The sequence below is a fragment of the Streptomyces sp. NBC_01669 genome (assembly GCF_026339735.1).
GTDB classification, from domain to species: Bacteria; Actinomycetota; Actinomycetes; order Streptomycetales; family Streptomycetaceae; genus Streptomyces; species Streptomyces yanii.
The window spans coordinates 3,129,517-3,150,367 of record NZ_JAPEQG010000001.1 but is presented as its reverse complement, the minus strand read 5'-3'; the positions used below and the strand labels follow the sequence as shown (position 1 = coordinate 3,150,367).

General features: G+C 71.7%; 17 protein-coding genes. 9 read left to right on the top strand and 8 right to left on the bottom strand.

Translation table 11 applies throughout. The features are described 5' to 3' along the window. Positions 1-29: 29 nt before the first annotated feature. Both scy and mce read right to left on the bottom strand, forming a co-directional pair. The gene (gene scy, locus OG972_RS13720; protein WP_266981404.1) at positions 30-3,857 is read right to left on the bottom strand and encodes a polarized growth protein Scy; all 3,828 of its coding nucleotides are present in this window, start codon (positions 3,855-3,857) and stop codon (positions 30-32) included. 165 nt (positions 3,858-4,022) lie between these two features. After that, entirely contained in the window at positions 4,023-4,451 is a 429-nt protein-coding gene (gene mce / locus OG972_RS13715) for a methylmalonyl-CoA epimerase (RefSeq protein WP_266981402.1), read from the bottom strand. A 135-nt stretch (positions 4,452-4,586) separates the two neighbouring features. On the opposite strand from mce, the gene OG972_RS13710 reads away from it, so the two are divergent. The 4 genes from OG972_RS13710 to OG972_RS13695 all read left to right on the top strand — a co-directional run bounded on the left by OG972_RS13710 (position 4,587) and on the right by OG972_RS13695 (position 11,704). Continuing rightward, a complete protein-coding gene (locus tag OG972_RS13710) occupies positions 4,587-5,789 on the top strand; it encodes an acetyl-CoA C-acetyltransferase (RefSeq protein ID WP_266981400.1) in 1,203 nt (400 codons plus the stop codon). A 41-nt stretch (positions 5,790-5,830) separates the two neighbouring features. Beyond that, a complete protein-coding gene (gene meaB / locus OG972_RS13705; protein ID WP_266981398.1) occupies positions 5,831-6,790 on the top strand; it encodes a methylmalonyl Co-A mutase-associated GTPase MeaB in 960 nt (319 codons plus the stop codon). A 167-nt stretch (positions 6,791-6,957) separates the two neighbouring features. After that, positions 6,958-9,444 carry a serine/threonine-protein kinase gene (locus OG972_RS13700; RefSeq protein WP_266981396.1) on the top strand — a complete coding sequence of 829 codons (2,487 nt, stop codon included), beginning with the start codon at positions 6,958-6,960 and terminating at the stop codon, positions 9,442-9,444. 13 nt (positions 9,445-9,457) lie between these two features. Beyond that, a complete protein-coding gene (locus tag OG972_RS13695; protein ID WP_266981394.1) occupies positions 9,458-11,704 on the top strand; it encodes a protein kinase in 2,247 nt (748 codons plus the stop codon). A 33-nt stretch (positions 11,705-11,737) separates the two neighbouring features. Here OG972_RS13695 and OG972_RS13690 read toward each other — a convergent pair whose 3' ends face one another. Beyond that, positions 11,738-12,370, bottom strand: a complete 633-nt coding sequence (locus tag OG972_RS13690) for a PepSY domain-containing protein (protein WP_266981392.1) — start codon at positions 12,368-12,370, stop codon at positions 11,738-11,740. 120 nt (positions 12,371-12,490) lie between these two features. Here OG972_RS13690 and OG972_RS13685 point away from each other — a divergent pair, with 120 nt between their 5' ends. After that, positions 12,491-13,150, top strand: a complete 660-nt coding sequence (locus OG972_RS13685) for a response regulator transcription factor (protein WP_266981390.1) — start codon at positions 12,491-12,493, stop codon at positions 13,148-13,150. Further along, positions 13,147-14,631, top strand: a complete 1,485-nt coding sequence (locus tag OG972_RS13680; protein WP_266981388.1) for a cell wall metabolism sensor histidine kinase WalK — start codon at positions 13,147-13,149, stop codon at positions 14,629-14,631. The genes OG972_RS13685 and OG972_RS13680 overlap by 4 nt, the downstream gene beginning before the upstream one ends. Positions 14,632-14,707: 76 nt before the next feature. On the opposite strand, the gene OG972_RS13675 is transcribed toward OG972_RS13680, so the two are convergent. From OG972_RS13675 to OG972_RS13660, 4 genes are all read right to left on the bottom strand, one after another. Continuing rightward, positions 14,708-15,184: a MarR family winged helix-turn-helix transcriptional regulator gene (locus tag OG972_RS13675; protein ID WP_266981386.1), complete on the bottom strand. Its 477-nt coding sequence runs from the start codon at positions 15,182-15,184 to the stop codon at positions 14,708-14,710. A 150-nt stretch (positions 15,185-15,334) separates the two neighbouring features. Continuing rightward, positions 15,335-16,102, bottom strand: a complete 768-nt coding sequence (locus tag OG972_RS13670; RefSeq protein ID WP_266981384.1) for an AIM24 family protein — start codon at positions 16,100-16,102, stop codon at positions 15,335-15,337. Next, entirely contained in the window at positions 16,099-16,749 is a 651-nt protein-coding gene (locus OG972_RS13665) for an AIM24 family protein (protein WP_037689354.1), read from the bottom strand. The genes OG972_RS13670 and OG972_RS13665 overlap by 4 nt, the downstream gene beginning before the upstream one ends. Further along, positions 16,749-17,381 (bottom strand): AIM24 family protein, encoded by a 633-nt coding sequence (locus tag OG972_RS13660; RefSeq protein ID WP_266990470.1) that lies wholly within the window; start codon positions 17,379-17,381, stop codon positions 16,749-16,751. Before OG972_RS13660 ends, OG972_RS13665 begins: the two co-directional genes overlap by 1 nt. 211 nt (positions 17,382-17,592) lie before the next feature. Between OG972_RS13660 and OG972_RS13655 the strand changes: the two genes are divergently transcribed. Both OG972_RS13655 and OG972_RS13650 read left to right on the top strand, forming a co-directional pair. Next, positions 17,593-17,943, top strand: coding sequence for a DUF3817 domain-containing protein (locus OG972_RS13655; protein WP_266981381.1), 351 nt, complete (start codon positions 17,593-17,595; stop codon positions 17,941-17,943). Further along, on the top strand, positions 17,940-18,233 hold the full coding sequence (locus OG972_RS13650) for an MTH1187 family thiamine-binding protein (protein WP_030916057.1): 294 nt from the start codon (positions 17,940-17,942) through the stop codon (positions 18,231-18,233). Before OG972_RS13655 ends, OG972_RS13650 begins: the two co-directional genes overlap by 4 nt. A 55-nt stretch (positions 18,234-18,288) precedes the next feature. Here OG972_RS13650 and OG972_RS13645 read toward each other — a convergent pair whose 3' ends face one another. After that, positions 18,289-19,293 (bottom strand): DUF5937 family protein, encoded by a 1,005-nt coding sequence (locus OG972_RS13645; protein WP_266981378.1) that lies wholly within the window; start codon positions 19,291-19,293, stop codon positions 18,289-18,291. Positions 19,294-19,367: 74 nt separating this feature from the next. On the opposite strand from OG972_RS13645, the gene OG972_RS13640 reads away from it, so the two are divergent. Beyond that, positions 19,368-20,849, top strand: coding sequence for an MFS transporter (locus tag OG972_RS13640; protein ID WP_266981376.1), 1,482 nt, complete (start codon positions 19,368-19,370; stop codon positions 20,847-20,849). The last annotated feature ends 2 nt before the right edge of the window (positions 20,850-20,851 follow it).

The window sequence follows — 20,851 nt, the reverse complement described above, 5'->3', positions numbered from 1 at the left end:
TTGTCGAAGCACGTGACACGGTCGGTCGACTACCCATCGGACGACTTGCCACTCGATCGAGTGCCTGCCGAGGCTCCGGCTTTGACGCCGGTGGACCCGCCACCCGCACCCTTTCCGCCGCCCGTCGGTGCCTCGAAGGACTCCAACGCCTCCAGTACGTCCTGGACGCGGGAGATCTCCGTGTTGATGTCCTCGCGCCGGCGCACCAGGACGTCGAGTTCGCGCCGTCCCTCGTCGACCGTCCGCTTCGCCTCCTGCTCGGCGTCGGCCCGCAGCTTCTCGGCCTCGCGGACCATGGTGGCCTTCTTCTGCTCGGCCTCCTTCAGCAGCGACTCGGCCCGCTTGACCGCGGCGATCCGTACCTTGCTCGCCTCCGAATTCGCGTCCGCCAGCAGCTCCTTCGCCTTCGCCGCGGCCTCCTCGCGCTGTTCGGTCGCCGCCTTCATCAGCTTGTCGACGCGCTCGCCCGCCGTCTTCATCTGCTCGGAGGTCTCCCGCCGGGCACGGTCGTGCAGCTGCTCGATCTCGCTCTCCAGACGCGTCCGGAGCTCCTCCGCCCGCTCCCGAACGGCCGTGGCGTCCCGGCGCGCACCGACCAACAGCTCGTCCGCGTCCGTACGCGCCCGCTCCACCAGGGTGTTGCCCTCGACGGTCGCCTCGGAGGTGATCCGCACGGCCTCCTTGCGGGCCGCGCCGACCATCGTGTCGGCCTGCTCCTCGGCCTCGGTGGCGGCGCGCAGCGCCTCCTCCTGGGCCTTGTTCATGAGCTGGTCGGCCTGCTCGGCGGCGTCCGCACGGCGCTTCGCCGCCGCCTCGCGCGCCTCGTCGAGCAACCGGTCCGCCTCCGCGCGGGCCTCGCCGCGCATCTGCTCGGCCGCCGCCTCCGCGTCGGTGCGCACCCGCTCCGACTCCTCACGGGTGCGTGCCGCGTGCTCCTGCGCCGAGCCGACAGTGGCCGCCGCCTCCGCGCGCAGCTGCTCCGCCTCGTCGGTCGCCTCACCGAGGAGCCGGTCGGCCCGGGCCGTGGCGTCGCTGACGAGGGTCGTCGCCTGCTCTGTCGCCTCGGTACGGATCCGCTCGCTCTCGCCCGTCGCCTCGCCGACGAGCCGGTCGGCCTGCGTCGCGGCGTCCGAACGCATCCGGTTGGCGTCCTCGCGGGCCTCCGCGCGGCTGCGGGAGGCATCCTGCTCGGCCGAGGCCAGCGCGTCCGAAGCTTCGGTGCGCATTCGCTGGCTGTACTCCGCGGTGTCCGAGCGCAGCCGATCCGACTCACTGATCGCGTCGCTGACGGTCCGTTCGGCCATCGCCTTGGCGGCCTCGGACTCCTCCTGCGCCTCCCGGCGGATCCGGCTCGCGTCCTCGCTCGCCCGCTCCCGCTCCGCATACGCATCGGCGCGTACCCGGTCCGCCTCCTCCTGCGCCTCGGCCTTCGTCCGCTCCGCCACGTGCTCGGCGGTGGAACGCAGCCCGGCGATCTCCGCCTCGGCCTGCTCCTGGAGCCCGGAGACCGAGTCCCGTACCTGCTGGGCGGTCTGCTCGGCCGCGGAGACCATCTCGGTCGCCCGCGCGTCCGCCTCCTCGACCAGGCGGTGCGTCTCGGCCTGCGCCTCCTCGACCCGCTTGCGGGCGGAGGCGAGCAGCTCCTCGCTCTGCTCGCGGGCGCGCTCGCGCTCCTGGTTCGCCTCGGTGCGCGCCGCGTCGAGGGTCTCCTCCGCCTCGCGGTGGCGCCGGTTCGCCTCCTCCTGCGCGGCGGCCAGCGCCTCGGCGGCCTCGGTGCCCACGCGTTCGGCGGCGGCCGCGGCCTCGGCCCGTACCCGGTCGGCACTGTCCTGGGCTTCGGACTTGAGCCGCTCCGCCTCGGCGGCCGCCTCGCTGCGCAGTCGTACGGCGACGGACTCGCCCTCGGCACGCGACTGCGACGCGTCCGCCGCGGCCTCGTCGCGCAGCCGCTCGGCCTCGGTCTCCGCCTGTGTCTGCAGGGCGCGCAGCCGCTCGGCGGCCTCCGCGCGCAGTCGCTCGGACTCCTCGTTGGTCTCGCGGCGGATGCGCTCCGCCTCGCCGCGCGCGTCCGCCAGTGTCTGCTCGGCGGCGGTGACCCGGTCCGCGGCCTCGGTGCGCAGCCGGGTCAGTTCGTCGGCGGCCTCGGCCTGGCGGGCGGCGACCGCACGCTCGGTCTCCTCCCGGAGCGCGGCCGCCGCCCGCTCGGCCGCGGCCGTGGTGGACTCCGCCTGTTCCTCGGACTCCGTACGCAGCCGGTCGGCCTCGGCACGGACCCGCTCCAGCGCTTCCTCGGCCTGGCTGCGCAGGGCCGTGGCGCGCTCGACGGCCTCGGTACGGACCCGGTCGCTCTCGGTGCCCGCGGCGGTCCGCAGTTCCTCGGCGTCCGCCTTCGCCTTGGACAGCAGCTCCTCGGCGGTCTTCGCGCCTTCCTCGATCTGCTGGACGGCCTCGCGGCGGGCCTCGCCCCTGATCCGCTCGCCCTCGGCGACCGCCTCGGAGCGCAGCTGCTCGGCCTCGCCGCGCAGCCTGCGGGCCTCCTCCTGCAGCTCGACGGTCCTGGCCCGGTACTCCTCGGTGTCGTCCTTGGCCGCGCCCTTGAGCTGGTCGGCCTGTTCGGCGGCCTCGCCGCGCAGCCGGTCCGCCTCGGCCTCGGCCTCGCGGCGGATCCGGTCGGCCTCCTCGCTCGCCGCCTTCGTGGTCGACCGTGCGTCCTCGGACGCCTTGGTCAGCACCTCCTCGGCGGTCCTGGCCGCCTTGGCGAGCTGGGCCGCGGTGTCCTCGACGGCCGCCGTGCGGGCCTTCTCGGTCGCCTCGGACTTGATCCGGTCCGCCTCGGCGCGGGCGTCGGCGAGCGCCTGCTCGGCTTCCGCCTTCAGCGTCTCGGCGTCCTTCGTGGCCTCGCCGACCAGCCGGGCGATCTCCGACTTGGCCGTACGGGTGCGCTGCTCGTTCTGCGACTCGGCGCCGGCCAGCCGCTTGACCGCGGCCTCCTTCGCCTCGGCGAGGACCTTTTCCGCCTCCAGGCGGGCCTCGCGCAGTTGCGTCTCGGCCTCCTGCATGCGCTGCTCGGCGGCCCGGTTCAGCTCGGCCGTCTGCTGCCGGGTCTGTTCGGTCTCCGCGGTCGTCGACGTACGCAGCTGTTCGGCGTGGCTGGTGGCCTCCTGCGCCTGGCTGGAGGCGGCGCCCAGCAGCCGCTCGGCGTCCTTGCGGGCGCGCAGCAGGATCGCTTCGGCCTCGGAACGGGCGGACTCCGCCTCGGAGCCGAGCCGCTGCCGGGTCTCGTCGGCGAGCCGGGTGGCCTCGGCGCGGGCGGCCGCCAGGGACTGCTCGGCCTCGGCCCGGGACTCGTCGAGCAGCCGGCGGGCCTGGGACTCGGTCCTGGCCCGGAGCTGCTCGGCCCAGGCGACGTTCTCGTTGACATGCGACTCGACGGTCTGGCGGCGCTCCGCCAGCTCCTGGTCGAGGCGCTGCCGTCGCTGCACGGCCTCGTTGTGCAGCTCGGCCTGCAGCCGCGCCTGGTGCTCGGCGTGCTCCTGCAGGATCCGCTGCGTCTGCGCCCGGGCGTCACGGAGCTCGCGCTCGGCGTCGGTGCGCAGCTGGTCGGCCTGGATCTGGGCATTACGGAGCAGCTGTTCGGCCTGGTAGCCGATGTCCGCGCTGTCGTACGCGGGACGGGTCGCGAGATTGCGCCGAGCCTCGTGCAGCTTGGCGCGCAAGACCTCGACCTGGTAACCGAGGTCCTCGGCGTGCTGGACGGCCTTCTCCCGGTCGGTCTTCAGCCGGTCCATCTCGGCTTCGAACCGCGAGAGATGGTCGTCTTCAGCTCGGTGGCTCTCCTGGCGTTCGTAGCCCCGCACTGCGCGGTCCCATCCGTCCCCTGGTCGCAACTCTCCAAACGAGCACCGTTCGCCGGCGAACGGTCCCCCGGGGAATGGTGACAGATCAACGGCTGGGGACGCGGCGCGGCCCCGACCCGGCCCCGGCCCGGAACCGCCCACTCTACCGGGCCGGGTATCCGGAGGTCAGTGCTCCGCCCGGGACGTGACCAGTTCGGTGAGAACGCCGTGGCAGTCCTTGGGGTGCAGGAAGGTGATCCGCGAACCCATCGACCCGGTCCTTGGCTCGTCGTACAGCACCCTGACTCCCTTGGAACGGATGTCCGCGGCGTCCTCGTCGACGTCTGCGGTGCCGAAGGCGATGTGGTGGACCCCTTCGCCGTTCTTGGCCAGCCATTTACCGACGGCCGAGTCCTCGCGGGTGGGTTCCAGGAGCTGGAGGTACGAGGCACCGCCGTCCGAGGTCTCGTTGATCTTGAGCATGGCCTCGCGTACGCCCTGCTCCTCGTTGACCTCGGAGTGGAAGACTTCGAATCCATAGGTCGAGCGGTAGAACTCGACAGTTCTGTCGAGGTCGAAACAGGCGATTCCGATGTGGTCGATTCGCGTCAGCATGGACAACAGTGGAGCGCTCCACCGATGGTTACGCAACGTGCGCGCGATCACACCCGCTGCAGGATGACGGGCGGGGTACCGCTCAGTACATTCGAGTAAACCCTCGTTCACATCTAATCCAAGGGGCCGTGCCTCATGTCTGGAACGACCGGTACCACCTCAGTGATCGTCGCGGGCGCCCGTACGCCCATGGGCCGACTTCTCGGCTCCCTGAAGAGCTTCTCCGGAGCCGATCTCGGCGGCTTCGCCATCAAGGCCGCGCTGGACCGGGCCGGTATCGGCGGCGACCAGGTCGACTACGTGATCATGGGCCAGGTGCTCCAGGCCGGGGCGGGGCAGATCCCGGCACGCCAGGCCGCGGTCAAGGCCGGTATCCCGATGAACGTTCCCGCGCTCACCGTCAACAAGGTCTGCCTCTCCGGTCTCGACGCGATCGCCCTGGCCGACCAGCTGATCCGTGCGGGTGAGTTCGACGTCGTCGTCGCCGGCGGCCAGGAGTCCATGACCAACGCCCCGCACCTGCTCCCGAAGTCCCGCGAGGGCTACAAGTACGGCGCGATCGAGATGCTCGACTCGATGGCGTACGACGGTCTGACCGACGCCTACGAGAACATCCCGATGGGCGAGTCCACCGAGAAGCACAACACCCGCCTCGGTCTGAGCCGCGCCGACCAGGACGAGATCGGCGCCCTGTCCCACCAGCGCGCCGCCGCCGCCCAGAAGAACGGTCTCTTCGAGGCCGAGATCACCCCGGTGGAGATCCCGCAGCGCAAGGGCGACCCGATCCTCTTCTCCAAGGACGAGGGCATCCGCGCCGAGACGACCGTCGAGTCCCTCGGTAAGCTCCGGCCTGCCTTCGCCAAGGACGGCACGATCACCGCGGGCACCTCCTCGCAGATCTCCGACGGCGCCGCCGCGGTCGTCGTGATGAGCAAGGCCAAGGCCGAGGAGCTGGGCCTGGACTGGATCGCCGAGATCGGCGCCCACGGCAACGTGGCGGGCCCGGACAACTCGCTCCAGTCGCAGCCGTCCAACGCGATCAAGCACGCGCTGAAGAAGGACGGCCTGAGCGTCGAGGACCTCGACCTCATCGAGATCAACGAGGCGTTCGCGGCCGTCGCCGTCCAGTCGATGAAGGACCTCGGCGTGTCCCCGGAAAAGGTGAACGTCAACGGCGGTGCCATCGCGCTCGGCCACCCGATCGGGATGTCCGGCGCCCGCGTGGTGCTGCACCTGGCGCTGGAGCTGAAGCGGCGCGGCGGCGGCACGGGTGCGGCGGCGCTGTGCGGTGGCGGCGGTCAGGGCGACGCGCTGATCATCCGCGTCCCGGGCAAGTAGTCCTCGTAACGTACGCACAGAGCGAACCGAACGGAGCGGTGATGGTGGACGTCCCCACCCTGGTCGAGCAGGCCCGTGAAGGCCGGCCGCGGGCCGTGGCCCGGCTGATCTCCCTGGTGGAGGGGGCGTCACCGCAGCTGCGCGAGGTGATGGCGGCCCTCGCGCCACTGGCCGGGAACGCGTACGTCGTCGGCCTCACCGGTTCACCGGGTGTCGGCAAGTCGACCTCGACGTCGGCGCTCGTCTCGGCGTACCGGCGGGCCGGAAAGCGGGTCGGCGTCCTCGCCGTCGACCCGTCGTCGCCGTTCTCCGGCGGCGCGCTCCTCGGCGACCGGGTCCGGATGTCGGAGCACGCCTCCGACCCCGGCGTCTACATCCGCTCCATGGCCACCCGCGGACATCTGGGCGGCCTCGCCTGGTCGGCGCCGCAGGCGATCCGGGTGCTGGACGCGGCGGGCTGCGACGTGATCCTGGTGGAGACGGTCGGCGTCGGCCAGTCCGAGGTGGAGATCGCCTCCCAGGCCGACACCTCGGTGGTGCTCCTCGCGCCCGGCATGGGCGACGGCATCCAGGCGGCGAAGGCCGGAATCCTGGAGATCGGCGATGTGTACGTCGTCAACAAGGCCGACCGGGACGGCGCGGACGCCACCGCGCGCGAGCTCAACCACATGCTGGGTCTCGGGGAGTCCCGCGGCCCCGGCGACTGGCGGCCGCCGATCGTGAAGACGGTCGCAGCCCGGGGCGAGGGCATCGACGAGGTCGTCGAGGCCCTGGAGAAGCACCGGGCGTGGATGGAGGAGCACGGCGTCCTGGCCGAGCGCCGCACGGCGCGCGCGGCCGGCGAGGTCGAGACGATCGCGGTCACCCGACTCCGCGAACGCATCGGCGACCTGCACGGCGACCGCCGCCTGGGCGCCCTGGCCGAACGCATCGTGGCGGGCCGTCTGGACCCGTACGCGGCGGCGGACGAACTGGTGGCGGGGATCACGGGCGAGTCCTGACAGGCAGGTACCGACGGGCGAGGGGCGGCGTGCGGGCCGCCCCTCGCCCGCTCGCCCTCGTCAGCCTTTCGGGTGAGTCGTCCGCATCGCTGCCCCGTACGGGCCGTGATCGGCGCATGGCAGGATGACGTACCGGACGTGTCATGCACACCGGGGGGAAGCGACACATGCTGGGGCCGCTGCGTGAGGACTCGCCCGGACGGATCGGACCGTACGCGATACGGGCCCGGCTCGGCGCGGGCGGCATGGGGGAGGTCTTCCTCGGAGACCCGGGCGACGGCCGGGATCCCGTCGCCCTCAAGACGGTGCGCCGCGATGTGGCTCAGGACCCCGGCTTCCGTCACCGTTTCCGCCGCGAGATCGCGGTTGCCCGCTCCGTCACCAGCCCCTTCCTCGCCCCGCTGCTCGACGGGGACGCAGACTCCGAAGTGCCCTGGCTGGCCACCGGATACGTGGCCGGGCCGACCCTGTCCGGCGCGATCCGCCGGGCCGGTGCGATGGACGAGGGCGAGGTTCGGATGCTCGGCGCCGGGCTCGCCCGCGCGCTCGCGGCCGTCCATGCCGCCGGGGTCGTGCACCGGGATGTGAAGCCCAGCAATGTGATGCTTGCCGAGGACGGTCCACGGGTCATCGACTTCGGGATCGCGCGGAACGGCAACGCCACCCCGCTGACCACCACCGGCCGGATGGTCGGCAGCCCCTCCTTCATGTCTCCGGAACACGTGGCGGGCAGCGGGCGCGTCACCTTCGCCTCCGATGTCTTCTGTCTCGCTTCCGTGCTCTGCTTCGCCGCCACCGGCCGCGATCCCTTCGGCGACGGGCCGGTCGCCGCCGTGCTGTACCGGGTCAAGTACGTCGAGGCCGATCTCGAAGGCGTGCCGGACGCGCTGCGCGCCGTACTCGCCGACTGCCTGGCCGCCGACCCCGCCGACCGCCCCACCGCTGCCGGACTCGCCGAGCGGCTCGCCCCGGGCGCAGCGATGCAGTGGCCCGAGCCGGTGCGGCAGCACATCGCCGAGTACGGCAGGGAACTGGCCCGGGTCCGCGCCCTCGACGGACCGCTGCTGCCCGGCTACACGCCGACCGAGGTGGCCGCCGGCAGCCGCACCCCCGTTGCTCAACTGCCCACGCAAGAAACCGACTTCGCGCCGGGTCTGCACATGGTGGAGACCCAGGGCCCCGGCCTTGCCCGGTCGGAACGACCCCGGCGCAGCCGCCGCGCCCTGATGGTGTCCCTGGCCCTGCTCGTCATCGGGGGCGCGGCGACCGGCGGACTCCTGGCGCTTCGGGACCGCAACGGCGACAACAACACCGCATCCCCGGGCGGCAGTCCGGCGCGGAACGCAGTGATGGTCGCCGGGGTGGACGACCAGGGCGGCCCGGACGGTTCCGGAACTGTTCCGTACGGCCGGGAGGTCCGCCCGAAGGACTGGAAGCCCTGGAAGTCCTCGACCGGCAGCAGCGGGCCCTTCGGCTGTACGGCCAACAGCACGGTCGTGGTCTGCCGCGACACCGCCGGTGCCTATCAGGCCCTGGCCGCGGTGGACGGCCGGAAGCTGTGGAGCCTCGACACCCAGGAGGAGGCGGTCGGGGCCGGAGTCAGTCCCACCGGACAGTTCTTCATGCCGTCCGACTCCAGCCGTCCGACCGTGTACGGGGACACGGTGTTCATGGCGAGCGGTGACCGGCTTCTCGCGGTGGACGCGGCCACCGGTGAAACCCGCTGGCAGCAGCGCGCGGGCGGAGCACACACCATCGAGAGCAGGCCGATTGTCTCCGACGGGCTCGTCTTCGCCTCCACGACCACTACTTCGTACGGGTCTCAACTGGCTGCCTTCGACATGAGGACCGGCGACCGCAAGTGGACCGCGCCCCTCGCCCCGAAGGACATTTCGAAGGCCGAAGCACGCAACTACTGGCCGCTCGCCACGGTGAAGGGTGTGCTCTACGCGCTGGGCCACGACGGCATCAAGGCGTTCCGGGCCAAGGACGGCAAGGTGCTCGGTCAGGCGGATGCCGACAGGACAGGACCGGGGGAATGCGAGGACGCCCGCGTGCAGGGCTCCTTCCTCTACTGCTCCACCTTCACCTCCGAACGGAGTGGGAACGACTACTCCTACAGCCTCATCGTCCACCGCCTCAGGACGCCGTCGCTCGCCGACGCCGGCCGGCAGGCGGTGGACCCGAAGATGGTCATGTCCCTGAAGGCAGGTGCGATCGACGGACGGGTGATCGCCTTCCGTCGTGGTGGGACGAACATGGGCCGGCCGGACCCGGCGGGCGTCCGGCCGGAGATCGTGCTGGTGAGTCTGGACAACGGCCGGACTCTGGGCCGGTATCCGGTCACCGAGACGTTCTCCGGCGGGCGCCGCAACCCGGTTTCCACCCCGCTGATCGATGCGGGCACGGTGGTGTGGGCGGACACGTCCACGCTCTACTCGGTGAAGCTGGACAAGGACGGAACACCCGGGAAGCTGCGCCGCACCGCGCTCAAGGGGGCTCCCGGCCCGTCCGTCCCACCGTCCTACGACCTGGCGCCGACCGGCTACTCGTACGATCTCGACCTCCTTCCCCCGTATGTCGTGCCGGCCGGTGGGGTCGTGCATGTGTTCTTCGACAACGGCACAGCACTCTCCGTGCCGCTCCCGGAATGAGGATGCGTCACCAGTGATCGAACCGCTCCCCGCCGGACCGCTCCGGCACATCGGCCCGTACCGGCTGCTCGGGCTGCTCGGCGCGGGCGGTATGGGCGAGGTGTATCTGGCCCGGCAGAGCGGCGCGCCGGAAGGCGGGCTCGTGGCGCTGAAGACGGTGCGCGCCGATCTCGACCTGGACGACGGCTTCCGGATCAGGTTCCGCCGGGAGATCGACGCGGCGGGCGCGGTACGCAGCGCGTACACCGCGACGCTGGTCGGCGGCGACGTGTCGGGGCGGCCGCCCTGGCTGGCCACCGAGTACGTCCCCGGGCCCTCACTTGCCGAGGCCGTCACCCGCGGCGGCCCGCTGCCCGAGCCGGTGGTCCGGGCCATGGGCGCCGATCTGGCCCGCGCCCTCGCCGACATGCATGCCGTGCGCGTCCTCCACCGCGACCTCAAGCCCGGCAATGTCCTGCTCGGCCCGGACGGGCCGAAGGTGATCGACTTCGGGATCGCCCAGGCCTTCGACGCCACCCAGCTCACCCGGACCGGCGTCGTGGTCGGCAGTCCCGGCTACATCTCGCCGGAGCACGTCAACGGCTCCCGGGCACTCGTGCCCGCCTCGGACGTGTTCTGTCTGGGGGCGGTGCTCGCCTACGCGGCCAGTGGACGGGGGCCCTTCGACGACTCCGACATGGCGGCGGTGATTTTCCGGATCGCGCAGGCGGAGCCCGAACTGTCGGGCGTGCCACTGCAGTTGCGCGAAGTGATCGAACAGTGCCTGCGTGCACGTCCCGAGGACCGCCCGACGCCGGGGGAGCTGGCCGGACTGCTGCTCCAGGGGCAGCCGCGGACCCCGTCCTTTCCTTGGACCCCGTCCTTTCCTTGGACAGGAGGGGTGCGGGAGCAACTGGCCGGGTACGAGCAGGCGGCCCGGGACTGCCTCGCCGCGGCCCCGTCCACGACCGTCGTGCCCCCGGTCCCGGACCGCCCGCCGGTGCCGGTGCTGCCCCCCACGGTCCCGGAGCGCGGCCGGCGCCGCAGGACGGTGCCGGTGGTGCTGTCGGCCGTCGCGGTCGTGGCAAGCCTGGCCCTGGGTTACATGCTGTGGCCGGGCCCCTCCTCGCAGCACGGCGGCACGGGCGGTGGTTCGGCCGGCGGCGGACCTACGGCAGGGGCTCCCCCCGCCGTGGCGCAGAGCAAGGTGCGGGCGATACCGGGGGCCGACGGCGGCCGCACCAACGACTTCGGCGAGGCAGCCGCCGACCAGTCCGTCCGGCCCGCACACTGGAAGCCGTGGAAGTCCACGGTCGACGGGGCCGAGGGCGGGTGCAGCCTCGCCGAGTCGATGCTGCTGTGCGGGGGGAGCCAGGGCGTCACGGCGCTCGACGCGGCTGACGGCAGTCGGCGCTGGCGGATGCCGAAGGGGCAGGCGGACGGGGACGGTTCGACGGTCGTCGGGTTCGCCCCCAGGGCCGTGTACGCCTTCGTCGGCCGGGCGCTGGTCGCCTACCGGATCACGGACGGCCGGGAGTTGTGGCGCTCGGAGCTGCCGGACGGCTCGGTGGGCACGGGCGCCGTTCAGGACGGCGACACCCTGTACTACGCCGTCCAGGCCAGGAGTGGCGGTGCGGGGAGGCTGATCGCCCGGCGGTTGACGGGCGGCCGGGACGAGCTGTGGAGCCAGGACTTCCGCGATCGGCAGTTCACCCTGGTCGCCGATGACGGGCGGCTGGTCGTGGCGGGCGACGTCACGCGGGTCATCGACGGGGCGAAGGGGACGCTGCAACAGCGGCTCACAGTCGCCGACTTCCCCTGCCGGGGTCCGGTGTTGAAGGGGCGCCGCCTGGCCTGCCAGGGGGCGGACGGGGTCGTCGTCATGGACGACGTGACCCGTCCCGCCCAGCGCCGCACACTCGCCGAGGAGATCACGCCCACCTACCCGCTGGCTCTGGCCGGTGACGACACCGTGCTGGTCTCCGACGACGATCACGTGTACGCCTACCGCCTCGCCGACGGACAGCGGCTGTGGACGGCTGACGAGGGCCTGAGCGACAGGGGCGGCAACGCGTTCGTGGCGGGTACGCAGCTGCTCGTCGCCGAGCCCCGGGGCGTGTACGCCTCCGACCTGACCAGCGGTGGGTCGCAGAACGTCAAATCATGGACCGACTGGCCCGCGGTCGACCGGGACGTGAGCGTACCGATCCCGATCGCCGTCGGGGACGTCCTGTTCCTCACCTTTGAGGACGGCACGGTCCTGTCGGGATACGCCCCCTGAGCGACAGGGGGCGCCGACCGGGAGGGGAGCCGATCAGTCGTCGCCGTGGTCGTCCCCGTGGCGGCCGTCGTCCGAGCGGTCCGCGGTGACCGCGGCGGTCCTCGCGTCCACGTTCAGCTCGTGACGGTTGCCGTCCTTGCCCGTGATGTCGACCTCCCAGTGCAGCGTGCCGCTCCGGCCGACGGTGTCGTCCAGCTCGATCGAGGTGACCGTGCCCGGCACCGCGCGCAGTGCCGCGTCCACCGCCCCGCCGAGCGGGACCGCCACCGAGCGGGGGGCGTGCCGGTTGCGGCCGTCGTCGTTGTCGTCGGAGGCGTGCGTGCCGAGCACCTTCGCGCTGCGTGCGTCGACCGTCACGTCGTGCCAGGTCCGGTCGGAGCCGTACACGTCGAGCTCCCAGACGGGCTTGCCGTCCTCGTCGTCCCGCTCGGCCTCGGTGACCGTGCCGGGGACCGCCTTGACGGCCGCCGCGACGGCGTCGTCCAGGCCGACGCGGATGGTGGCGTTGCGACTGCTGTCGTCATGGTCGACGCGTGTGGTGGCGTTGCGACTGCTGTCGTCGTGGCTGTCCCGGCCGTGGCCGTCCGCGAAGGCGACGGCCGTGGCGGTCCCGCCGCCGATGAGCACGGCCGCGGTGACGGCGGCGACGACGATCTTGCGCTTCATGTGGGTTCCTCCCCTGTCGGGTGGCCGGTGTGCGATGTCCTCCACACTGCGGGGGCGATGCTGAACGCAGGCTGAAGCCACCTGAAGCCGTCTTCAGGTTCGGTTTGCGACTCTGTGCGTATGCGCCTGTTGATCGTGGAGGACGAGAGACGGCTGGCGATGTCCCTGGCCGGGGGACTCACCGCCGAGGGCTTCGCCGTGGATGTCGTGCATGACGGCCTCGAAGGACTGCACCGCGCGAGCGAGGGGGTGTACGACCTCGTGATCCTCGACATCATGCTGCCCGGGATGAACGGCTACCGGGTCTGCGCCGCCCTGCGCGCCGCCGGTCACGAGGTGCCGATCCTGATGCTGACGGCGAAGGACGGGGAGTACGACGAGGCGGAGGGGCTCGATACCGGCGCCGACGACTATCTGACCAAGCCGTTCTCGTACGTGGTGCTGGTCGCCCGGATCCGGGCGCTGCTGCGACGCCGCGGCGGTTCCGCCTCGCCCGTGATCACCGTCGGCGCGCTGCGGATGGACACCGCCGCCCGCCGCGTTCTTCTCGGCGAGGACGAAGTCACGCTCACGGCCAAGGAGTTCGCCGTGCTGGAGCAGCTGGCTCTGCGGGTGGGCCAGGTGGTGAGCAAGGCGGACATCCTGGAACACGTCTGGGACTTCGCGTACGACGGGGACCCGAACATCGTCGAGGTGTACGTCAGCGCACTGCGCCGCAAGCTCGGCGCGGCGTCCATCCGTACGGTGCGGGGCGCAGGCTACCGGCTGGAGGCGCTGTGAGGTCGGTACGGGCCAGGGCCGCGGCCGGCGCCACGGTCGTGGTCGCCGTCGCGCTGATCGGTGCGGGGATCGCCGTACTCCTCGTGCTGCGTGCCAACCTGACCGATCAGGCGGGCCTGCAGGCGGAGGTGGCGGCCCGGGAGGTCGCCGGGCAGCTGGCCCTCGATGTGCCGTACGGGCGGCTGGACCTGCCCGACGAGGAGGAGCACCCCGTCCAGGTGACCGACGAGGACGGGCGGCTGGTCGCCGCGTCCAAGGACCTGGAGGCGGTCTCCGGGACCGGCACCGACCGGGTCACGCCCAACGCGTCGCCGGCGCCGGGAAGTTCCGGCAGCGGCAGCGACGACGACGGAAGCGGCGACCGCCACGGCGGCGACGACAACCGCGACGACGACGCGAACACCCCCGCCCGCGGCGAGGTGTCCACCGACGACCCGGACTTCACCAACGGCACTGCCACCGTCGACGGCGACACGGCCGACTACCGCTTCGCCGCCGTCTCCGCGACCACGAGCACCGGCGTGACCCTGACCGTCCACGCGGGCGCCCCGCTCGCCACCGAACAGAAGGCGGTGGGCAGTGTGCGCGCGGCGATGCTGATCGGGCTGCCCGTCATGCTTCTCGTCGTCGCCGCGGTGACCTGGCTGGTGACGAGGCGCGCGCTGCGGCCCGTCGAGGGCATCCGGGCGGAGATGGCCGCGATCACGGCGTCCGAGGACCTGTCCCGGCGGGTGCCGGAACCCGGTTCGCGTGACGAGATCGCCCGGCTGGCCCGTACCACCAACGAAACCCTGACCGCGCTGGAAGCCTCCGTCGGCCGGCAGCGCCGCTTCGTCGCGGACGCCTCGCACGAGCTGCGCAGCCCGATCGCCTCGCTGCGCACGCAGCTGGAAGTGGGCGCGGCCCATCCGGAGCTGCTGGACCTGCGCGGCGCGGTCGCCGACACCGTGCGACTCCAGGCGCTGGCGGCCGATCTGCTGCTGCTGGCCCGGCTGGACGCGGGGGAGCGGCCGGGGAACACCCTGGTGGACCTGGGCGCTCTGGTTCACGAGGAGGTCTCGCAGCGCACCGGCGACCGGATCCCGGTGGCGATGTCCGTACCGGAGTTGGGGCACCTCGAAGTCACCGGATCGCGCGGGCAGCTGGCGCGCGTGATCGGCAACCTGCTGGACAACGCGGAGCGTCACGCGGAGAGCTCGGTGGCCGTGTCCGTCTTCAGGGATCACGGCAGCGTGGTCGTCGCGGTCACCGACGACGGGGCGGGCGTCCCGGAACCGGAACGCGAGCGCGTCTTCGAACGCTTCGTCCGCCTCGACGACGCCCGGTCCCGGGACGAGGGCGGCGCGGGTCTGGGACTCCCCATCGCGAGGGACGTGGCCCACCGGCACGGAGGCACCCTGACAGCGACCCGAGCCGCAGAGGGCGGCGCCCGCTTCGCACTGCGCCTGCCCGGAACGGAATCAAGCGCGTCGGGCGACTGAGGACAGAGCCCGCGCCCCCGTGCAACGCCGCATCCCCGTGCAACGGCGCGCCTCGCACACGCGCGCCCGGGGCGTGCTACGGCTTGCCCCGCCGCCCCCGCAAATGCTCCGCAACCGGCGTCAGCGCCGCATGCAGGTTCGCCAGTGCCTCCGGCGTCAAAAGGTCCATGAAGTGCTTGCGCACCGATGCGACATGGTGCGGCGCGACCTTCTGCATCGTCTCCGCGCCCGCCTCCGTGAGCACCGCGAACAGACCGCGCCGGTCGGATTCGCAGTTCTCCCGGCGGACCAGCCCCGCCGTCTCCATGCGGGTGATCTGGTGCGAGAGCCTGCTCTTGGACTGCAGCGTGGCCGCGGCCAGGTCGCTCATCCGCATGCGCTGGTCCTCCGACTCCGAGAGGTTCACCAGGATCTCGTAGTCGTTGTTGGTCAGGCCGAACGGCTGGAGGTCCTTCTCCAGCTGGTGCATCAGCAGCCTGCTGACGTCCAGGTGGGTGCGCCAGGCGCACTGCTCCGCGTCGCTCAGCCACTGGGTGGCCGTCTCGGTCTCCATATGTGGATTCTACCTAAGAAGTTGAAAGCCGGACGAAGTGGAGTGCTGTGACGCCCGGCACCCGCCCGGGGTACCGGCTCCGAAAACGGCACCGGAACCGGCTCGAGGGCTGGGTGCAGGCGTTCGACGTCACACTCCGTAGACTACCGTTCACAGACCGAAGCGACGCTGGAGGTCCCCCAGCTGGCCGGGCAGACGGGGGGTGGCGCCAGGTTGACCCGAACCGCCACCCGGGACCCCTGCCTGCTGCGGCGTCGCCCCCGTCGGCTGCTCCGCCATCAGGACCTCGGTCGACTGGAGCAGCACCGTACCCGCGCCGACGAACTCGAACTGGTGCTCCTCGCCCGAGGTCCCGCCGATCCCGGTCAGCGACCGGAGACCGCCCATCACGCCCGTCATGTAGCCGTGGTCGTAGTGGTGGCAGGGCGAGGGGCAGTCCGCCCAGCCCACCAGGGCCTGCGGATCGACCCGCAGCGGCGGCTCCATGAAGACCACCGGCCCGTTGGACGCGGCCACGAACTTCCCCGTACCGATCAGCGTGAGAAAGCCCGGCACGATCGACTGCTTGAGTGCCAGCGTCGGCTGGTACGCGAGAAGGTTGCCGGACCGGATCGTCAGGTTCCCGTCGTCCAGGTCGTACGAGTTGACGTCGAAGGCCCGGTCGGCCAGCAGCATCTTGCCGCTGCCCTCGGCCACCACCCAGTCGCTCGCGTGCAGCGGCGAGTGGAAGCTCGTCCGGATCAGCCGTTCGAAGCGTCCGTGGCCGATGCCGTTGAACTCGATCCGCCCGTAGTAGGCGATCATCTTGCCCTTCTGCAGGAACCACTGGCTCCCCTTGAGCTCCACACAGAAGGTGTACGCATTGACGTTGTCGTCCGACGGCAACGTCATCGGGTCAAAGATCACGGGCGTGCTCACAGCTTCTCCTCCGACGCCTGGACGTACACCGCGCCGCTGCCGCTCAGTTCCAGCTGGAACGCCTCGCCGGAGCCGCGCCCCACCATGTCGCGCCAGCCGAGCGCGGTGGAGAGCTTGTTGCGTACGTCGCCGTGGTGGGCGACATAGGCCTGCGGGTCCACATGCACCTCGCGGCCCGGTGTGATGGGCAGCTCGATCACCCCGCCGTGAGCCATCACCGCGACCGCGCCATGACCCTTCAGCGTCGTGGTGAACAGGCCCTGCCCGGTCACCTGGCCGCGCACCATGCCCATGACCCCGCCCTGCGACCCCATGAACATCGTGCCCTGCTGCAGCGTCCCGTCGAAGGCGAGCAGCCGGTCGGCCTCCACGTACAGCGTGTCGCCGGCCAGGTTGATGACCTGGATGTGATGGCCGCCGTGGCCGAACATCACCGTGCCGCTGCCTTCGACGGTCATCAGTGGCGTCGCCTCATTGGCCATCCGGCGGCCGATCATCGACATCACGCCGCCCTGGCCGCCCTGGATGTTCGGGGTGAACGACACCTCGCCGCGGTACGCGAGCATCGCGCCGCGCTGGCTGAACATCTTCTGGCCGGGGACCACCGTCGCCTCGACCATCTTCGAGTTGATCTCACGGAACGGCATCAGACATCGCCCCCGATGGTGTTCCGCTCGCTCGGCTGCACGTAGACGAGCCCCTCGCCCTCGAATCTGATCTGGAACGACTCTCCCGAGCCCTCGCCCATCAGCGTCCGGAAGTTGACCCCGGACTGGAAGTGTTGCTGCAGATTGCCCTGGTGGGCGATGTACGCGCCGGGGTCGACGAACAACGGGTACTGGGCGGTCACCCGCAGCACCACGGCCGAACCGTCCGACATGATCGCCGCCTGGCCGGTGCCCTCGACGGTGGTGGTGAACAGGCCGTTGCCGGTCGCCCCGCCGCGCAGCCCGGTGAAGGTGGTGCCGGTGCGCAGCCCGGCATCGGTGCAGAGCAGGTTGCTCGCCTCCACGTAGAGCTTCTCGCCGCGCAGCGAGACGAGGTTGATCTCGCTCGCGCGGTCCGCGAAGTAGCAGGTGCCCTGCCCGCTCACCTCCATCACTGTCATCTGCTCGCCGGTCAGCCGACGGGTCACCATGCCGCGGATGCCCTCACCGCCGCCGGACATCTTCTTGAACGCCATCCGGCCGTCGTACGCCACCATCGAGCCGTTCTTCGCCTTGACGGCGTCGCCGGTCAGATCGACGGCGAGCGTCTTGCTGCCTTGGAGTCGGAACATTGCCACCCAGTGACGGTAACGGCAGGGGGCCTGGGCCCGACAGGGTCTGTGGGCCTATCCGGACCCTGAGTCCACCCTGATATGCGCCGATACGTTCCCCGGAGTGTCAACGGGCCCCCGCCCCCGGGCCCGGTGGGTGCCGATGCCACAATGGGACACGCTTGTGCCTGTATTCACAAGCTGTGACGACCCTCCCACCGAAGGTGCCCTCGTGGACATCAAGACCGCTACCGCCCTGCACCGGCTGCGCCTCATCTCGATTCCCGAGGCGCTCTCCTTCCCGGCTCTGATCATTTTCGGCTCGATCCTCAGCCGCGTCTCGGACATCGACTTCCTGATGATGCCGCTCGGCATCCTGCACGGCGTGCTCTTCGTGATCTACGCCGTTCTGCTGCTGGACGTCTGGTCCAAGACCAAGTGGCCGTTCAAGCGTGTCGCGTTCTTCTTCCTCCTGGCGCTGCTGCCGTTCGGCGGGCTGTACGGCGACAAGATCCTCAAGCGCTACGAGGCCGACGGGGTCATCGCCGCCCGCGCCCGCCGGGAAGGCGTGGTCAGCGCATGATCGTCGCCTTCTCCGTCAGCCCGCTGGGGGTCGGCGAGGACGTCGGCGAGTACGTCGCCGACGCCGTCCGGGTCGTCCGCGAGTCGGGGCTGCCCAACCGCACGGACGCCATGTTCACCTCCATCGAGGGTGAGTGGGACGAGGTCATGGACGTCGTCAAGCGCGCCGTCGCGGCCGTCGAGGCCCGTGCCGGACGCGTCTCCCTCGTGCTGAAGGCCGATATCCGGCCCGGTGTGACCGACGGTCTGACCTCCAAGGTCGAGACGGTCGAGCGGTACCTCGCCGGCTGACATCCCTCCGCACCACCCGAAGACCCCCCTCGCCGCACGGCGAGGGGGGTCTCCGTCACCCGGGGTGCGTTCCCGTTCCGGGCTCCACCGCCAGCGCGATCCCGAGCGGCGTCCGCTCGTACAGCACCTGGTGCCCGTACCGCCGCGAGGTCAGCAGCCCCGCCGCCCGCAGCACCGACAGATGTTCCGACACGGAGGACGGCGCGAGGCCGAGCCGGTGGGCGAGGGCGCTCGTTCCCGCCGGTTCGTCGAGCATGCACAGGAGATCGGCCCGCGCCCGCCCGAGCAGCCGTGCGAGCGTCTGCGGCGTACGGTCGGCGGGTTCCGTCCACAGGCCACCGATCCCGCGCGCCGGATAGATCACCGCGGGCTGGTAGGGCGGCTCGTACCCGCTGACCACATCCGGCCAGGCGAAGACGCTCGGCATCAGGACGAGACCCTGCCCACCGAGCACCCGGGAGTGCCGGCCCCGCATCCCGACGAGCGTGAGCGTCGAGTCCGCCCAGCTCAGCTGGGGACTCAACTCGCCGAGCAGCCGTGCGAAGCCGACCGCGGCGAGCCGACGCGAGTGGTACGCGATGTCCGCCTCCAGCAGTGCGCGCAGCCGCGGCCAGTCCGGCTCGACCAGGACCCGCCACGCCCGTTCCAGAAGCGCGGACAGCTCCCGCTGCGCGCGGGAGGGGTCGTCGAGCATGGCCCGCCCGGCGGGGGAGTCCAGCGCCCCGGGCACACACGCGAGTGTCAGCGCCAGATCCTCACGGACGAGCTCCGGGGCGATGGCGCGTACCCCGGCGATCTCCTCCTCGAACGAGGCATGGGGTCCGAGCGGCGGCGGGGAAAGAAAGTCCGGATTGTGTCCGCTCTCCGGCATCAGCGACCAGAGCGGCCCGAGATCGAGCCCGGCTGCGGCGCTCCGGATGCGCCGCAGCCACGGCTCGTGGTAGCCGTGGTTCCCGGGGCGCAGAAGGGTGCGTACCGCCTGTTGCGTCTCCCAGAGCGGGGAGAGGGCGAACCTGCAGCGCAGCAGATCGCTCTCGTCGAAATGCAGATGGAACGGCATCGGCGCACCTCGCGAAGATTCGGTGTCAGCCGAAAGTTTATGGAATGCGGGGCACGCTCCTCCACGCTGCGTACATGCCGAGCAACAGCCCCGCCCCGGCGGGCGGCCCCCGCGATGCGGTGGACCCCCCGAGCGGCCCGACGGGCCCATCACCCCAGGCACCGTCAGCCGCATGCCGCACAGCGAAGGTCGACCCCACGGGAGCGGCGCCGTCCCCGGCCCCGTCCCCGGAGCGCGCCGACCCCATTGACCCGAACACGTCGCCCGCGCTCCGGGCCCCGGCTTCCGTCCCGGACCCCGGCACACCCCGCGGCTACCGCGCCGTCTTCGCCGTACGGGAGTTCCGTGCCGTCTTCGCCGCACACCTGCTCTCCCTCCTCGGCGTCGTCGTCAGCGAGCTCGCCCTCACCGTCCTCGTCTACGACCTCACCGGCTCGCCCCTGCTCAGCGCCCTCACCTTCGCGCTCGGCTTCCTCCCGTACCTCGTCGGCGGCACGCTCTTCGCCGGGGTCGCCGACCGCTACCCCGCCCGCCGGGTCCTGGTCGCCTGCGATCTGATCTGCGCGGGCTGTGTCGCCGTCATGGTGCTGCCCGGCACCCCCGTCGGCGGGCTCCTCGCGCTGCGCTGTCTCGTCGCCTCCGTGTCGCCCGTCTTCACGGGGACGCGTATGGCCGCGCTCACCGACATCCTCGGCGAGGGCGACCTCTATGTACTGGGCCGCTCCCTGCTGCGGATCGTCTCGCAGAGCGCACTGCTGATCGGCTTCGGGGTGGGCGGTGTGCTGCTCGCCGCGGTCTCCGCGCGCGGGGCGATCACGATCACCGTCGGGACCTTCCTCTGCTCGGCGGCGCTGCTCCGCTTCGGCACCCGCAACCGGCCCGCCCGGAGCGGCCGTGACGGAGGCGGCGCCCTGCTCAAGGACTCGCTCGCCGGAGCCCGTACCGTCCTCGCCGACCGCAGGATCCGCGCGCTGATGCTGCTCTTCTGGCTGCCGGCGATGTTCGTCGTGGCACCGGAGGCGCTCGCCGCACCGTACGCGGACGAGATCGGTGTCGGCCCGGCCGCGCTCGGACTCCTCATGTGCGCGATGCCGGTCGGTCACATCGGTGCCGAGCTGTACGCAGGCGCCGTGCTCGCCCCGCGCCTGCGCTCCAGGATCGTGCTGCCGGTCGCCGCCGCCGGGCTGCTGCCCCTCGTGCTGTACGGGTTCCGTCCCGGCATGGTTCTGAGCGTCGTCGCGCTCGTGCTGGCCGGGGTGGGGGCGGCGTACGTCATCGGCCTCGACCAGTGGTTCGTCGACGCCGTCCCGGAGGAACTGCGGGGCCGGGCCATGACCCTGCTCACCGCCGGGCTGATGACGGTCCAGGGCATCGGCATGGCACTCGCCGGGCTCGCCGCCGAATTCGTCCCCGTGCATCAGGTGGTCTCCGGGGCCGCTGTGATCGGTACGGTGTGCACGCTCGTCCTCGTCCGCGAGGTCAGGAGCACGGAACCTGTGTGCGGTCCTCGGACCGAAGTTCGAGACGGGGCTGACCGGCATATGACCAGTGGGTAAGG

Bases quoted from the DNA above. Each gene is read 5' to 3' on its own strand.
- mce (WP_266981402.1), bottom strand. From the start codon at position 4,451: ATGCTGACGCGAATCGACCACATCGGAATCGCCTGTTTCGACCTCGAC.
- OG972_RS13710 (WP_266981400.1), top strand. From the start codon at position 4,587: ATGTCTGGAACGACCGGTACCACCTCAGTGATCGTCGCGGGCGCCCGT.
- meaB (WP_266981398.1), top strand. From the start codon at position 5,831: ATGGTGGACGTCCCCACCCTGGTCGAGCAGGCCCGTGAAGGCCGGCCG.
- OG972_RS13700 (WP_266981396.1), top strand. From the start codon at position 6,958: ATGCTGGGGCCGCTGCGTGAGGACTCGCCCGGACGGATCGGACCGTAC.
- OG972_RS13690 (WP_266981392.1), bottom strand. From the start codon at position 12,370: ATGAAGCGCAAGATCGTCGTCGCCGCCGTCACCGCGGCCGTGCTCATC.
- OG972_RS13685 (WP_266981390.1), top strand. From the start codon at position 12,491: ATGCGCCTGTTGATCGTGGAGGACGAGAGACGGCTGGCGATGTCCCTG.
- OG972_RS13675 (WP_266981386.1), bottom strand. From the start codon at position 15,184: ATGGAGACCGAGACGGCCACCCAGTGGCTGAGCGACGCGGAGCAGTGC.
- OG972_RS13665 (WP_037689354.1), bottom strand. From the start codon at position 16,749: ATGCCGTTCCGTGAGATCAACTCGAAGATGGTCGAGGCGACGGTGGTC.
- OG972_RS13660 (WP_266990470.1), bottom strand. From the start codon at position 17,381: ATGTTCCGACTCCAAGGCAGCAAGACGCTCGCCGTCGATCTGACCGGC.
- OG972_RS13650 (WP_030916057.1), top strand. From the start codon at position 17,940: ATGATCGTCGCCTTCTCCGTCAGCCCGCTGGGGGTCGGCGAGGACGTC.
- OG972_RS13645 (WP_266981378.1), bottom strand. From the start codon at position 19,293: ATGCCGTTCCATCTGCATTTCGACGAGAGCGATCTGCTGCGCTGCAGG.
- OG972_RS13640 (WP_266981376.1), top strand. From the start codon at position 19,368: ATGCCGAGCAACAGCCCCGCCCCGGCGGGCGGCCCCCGCGATGCGGTG.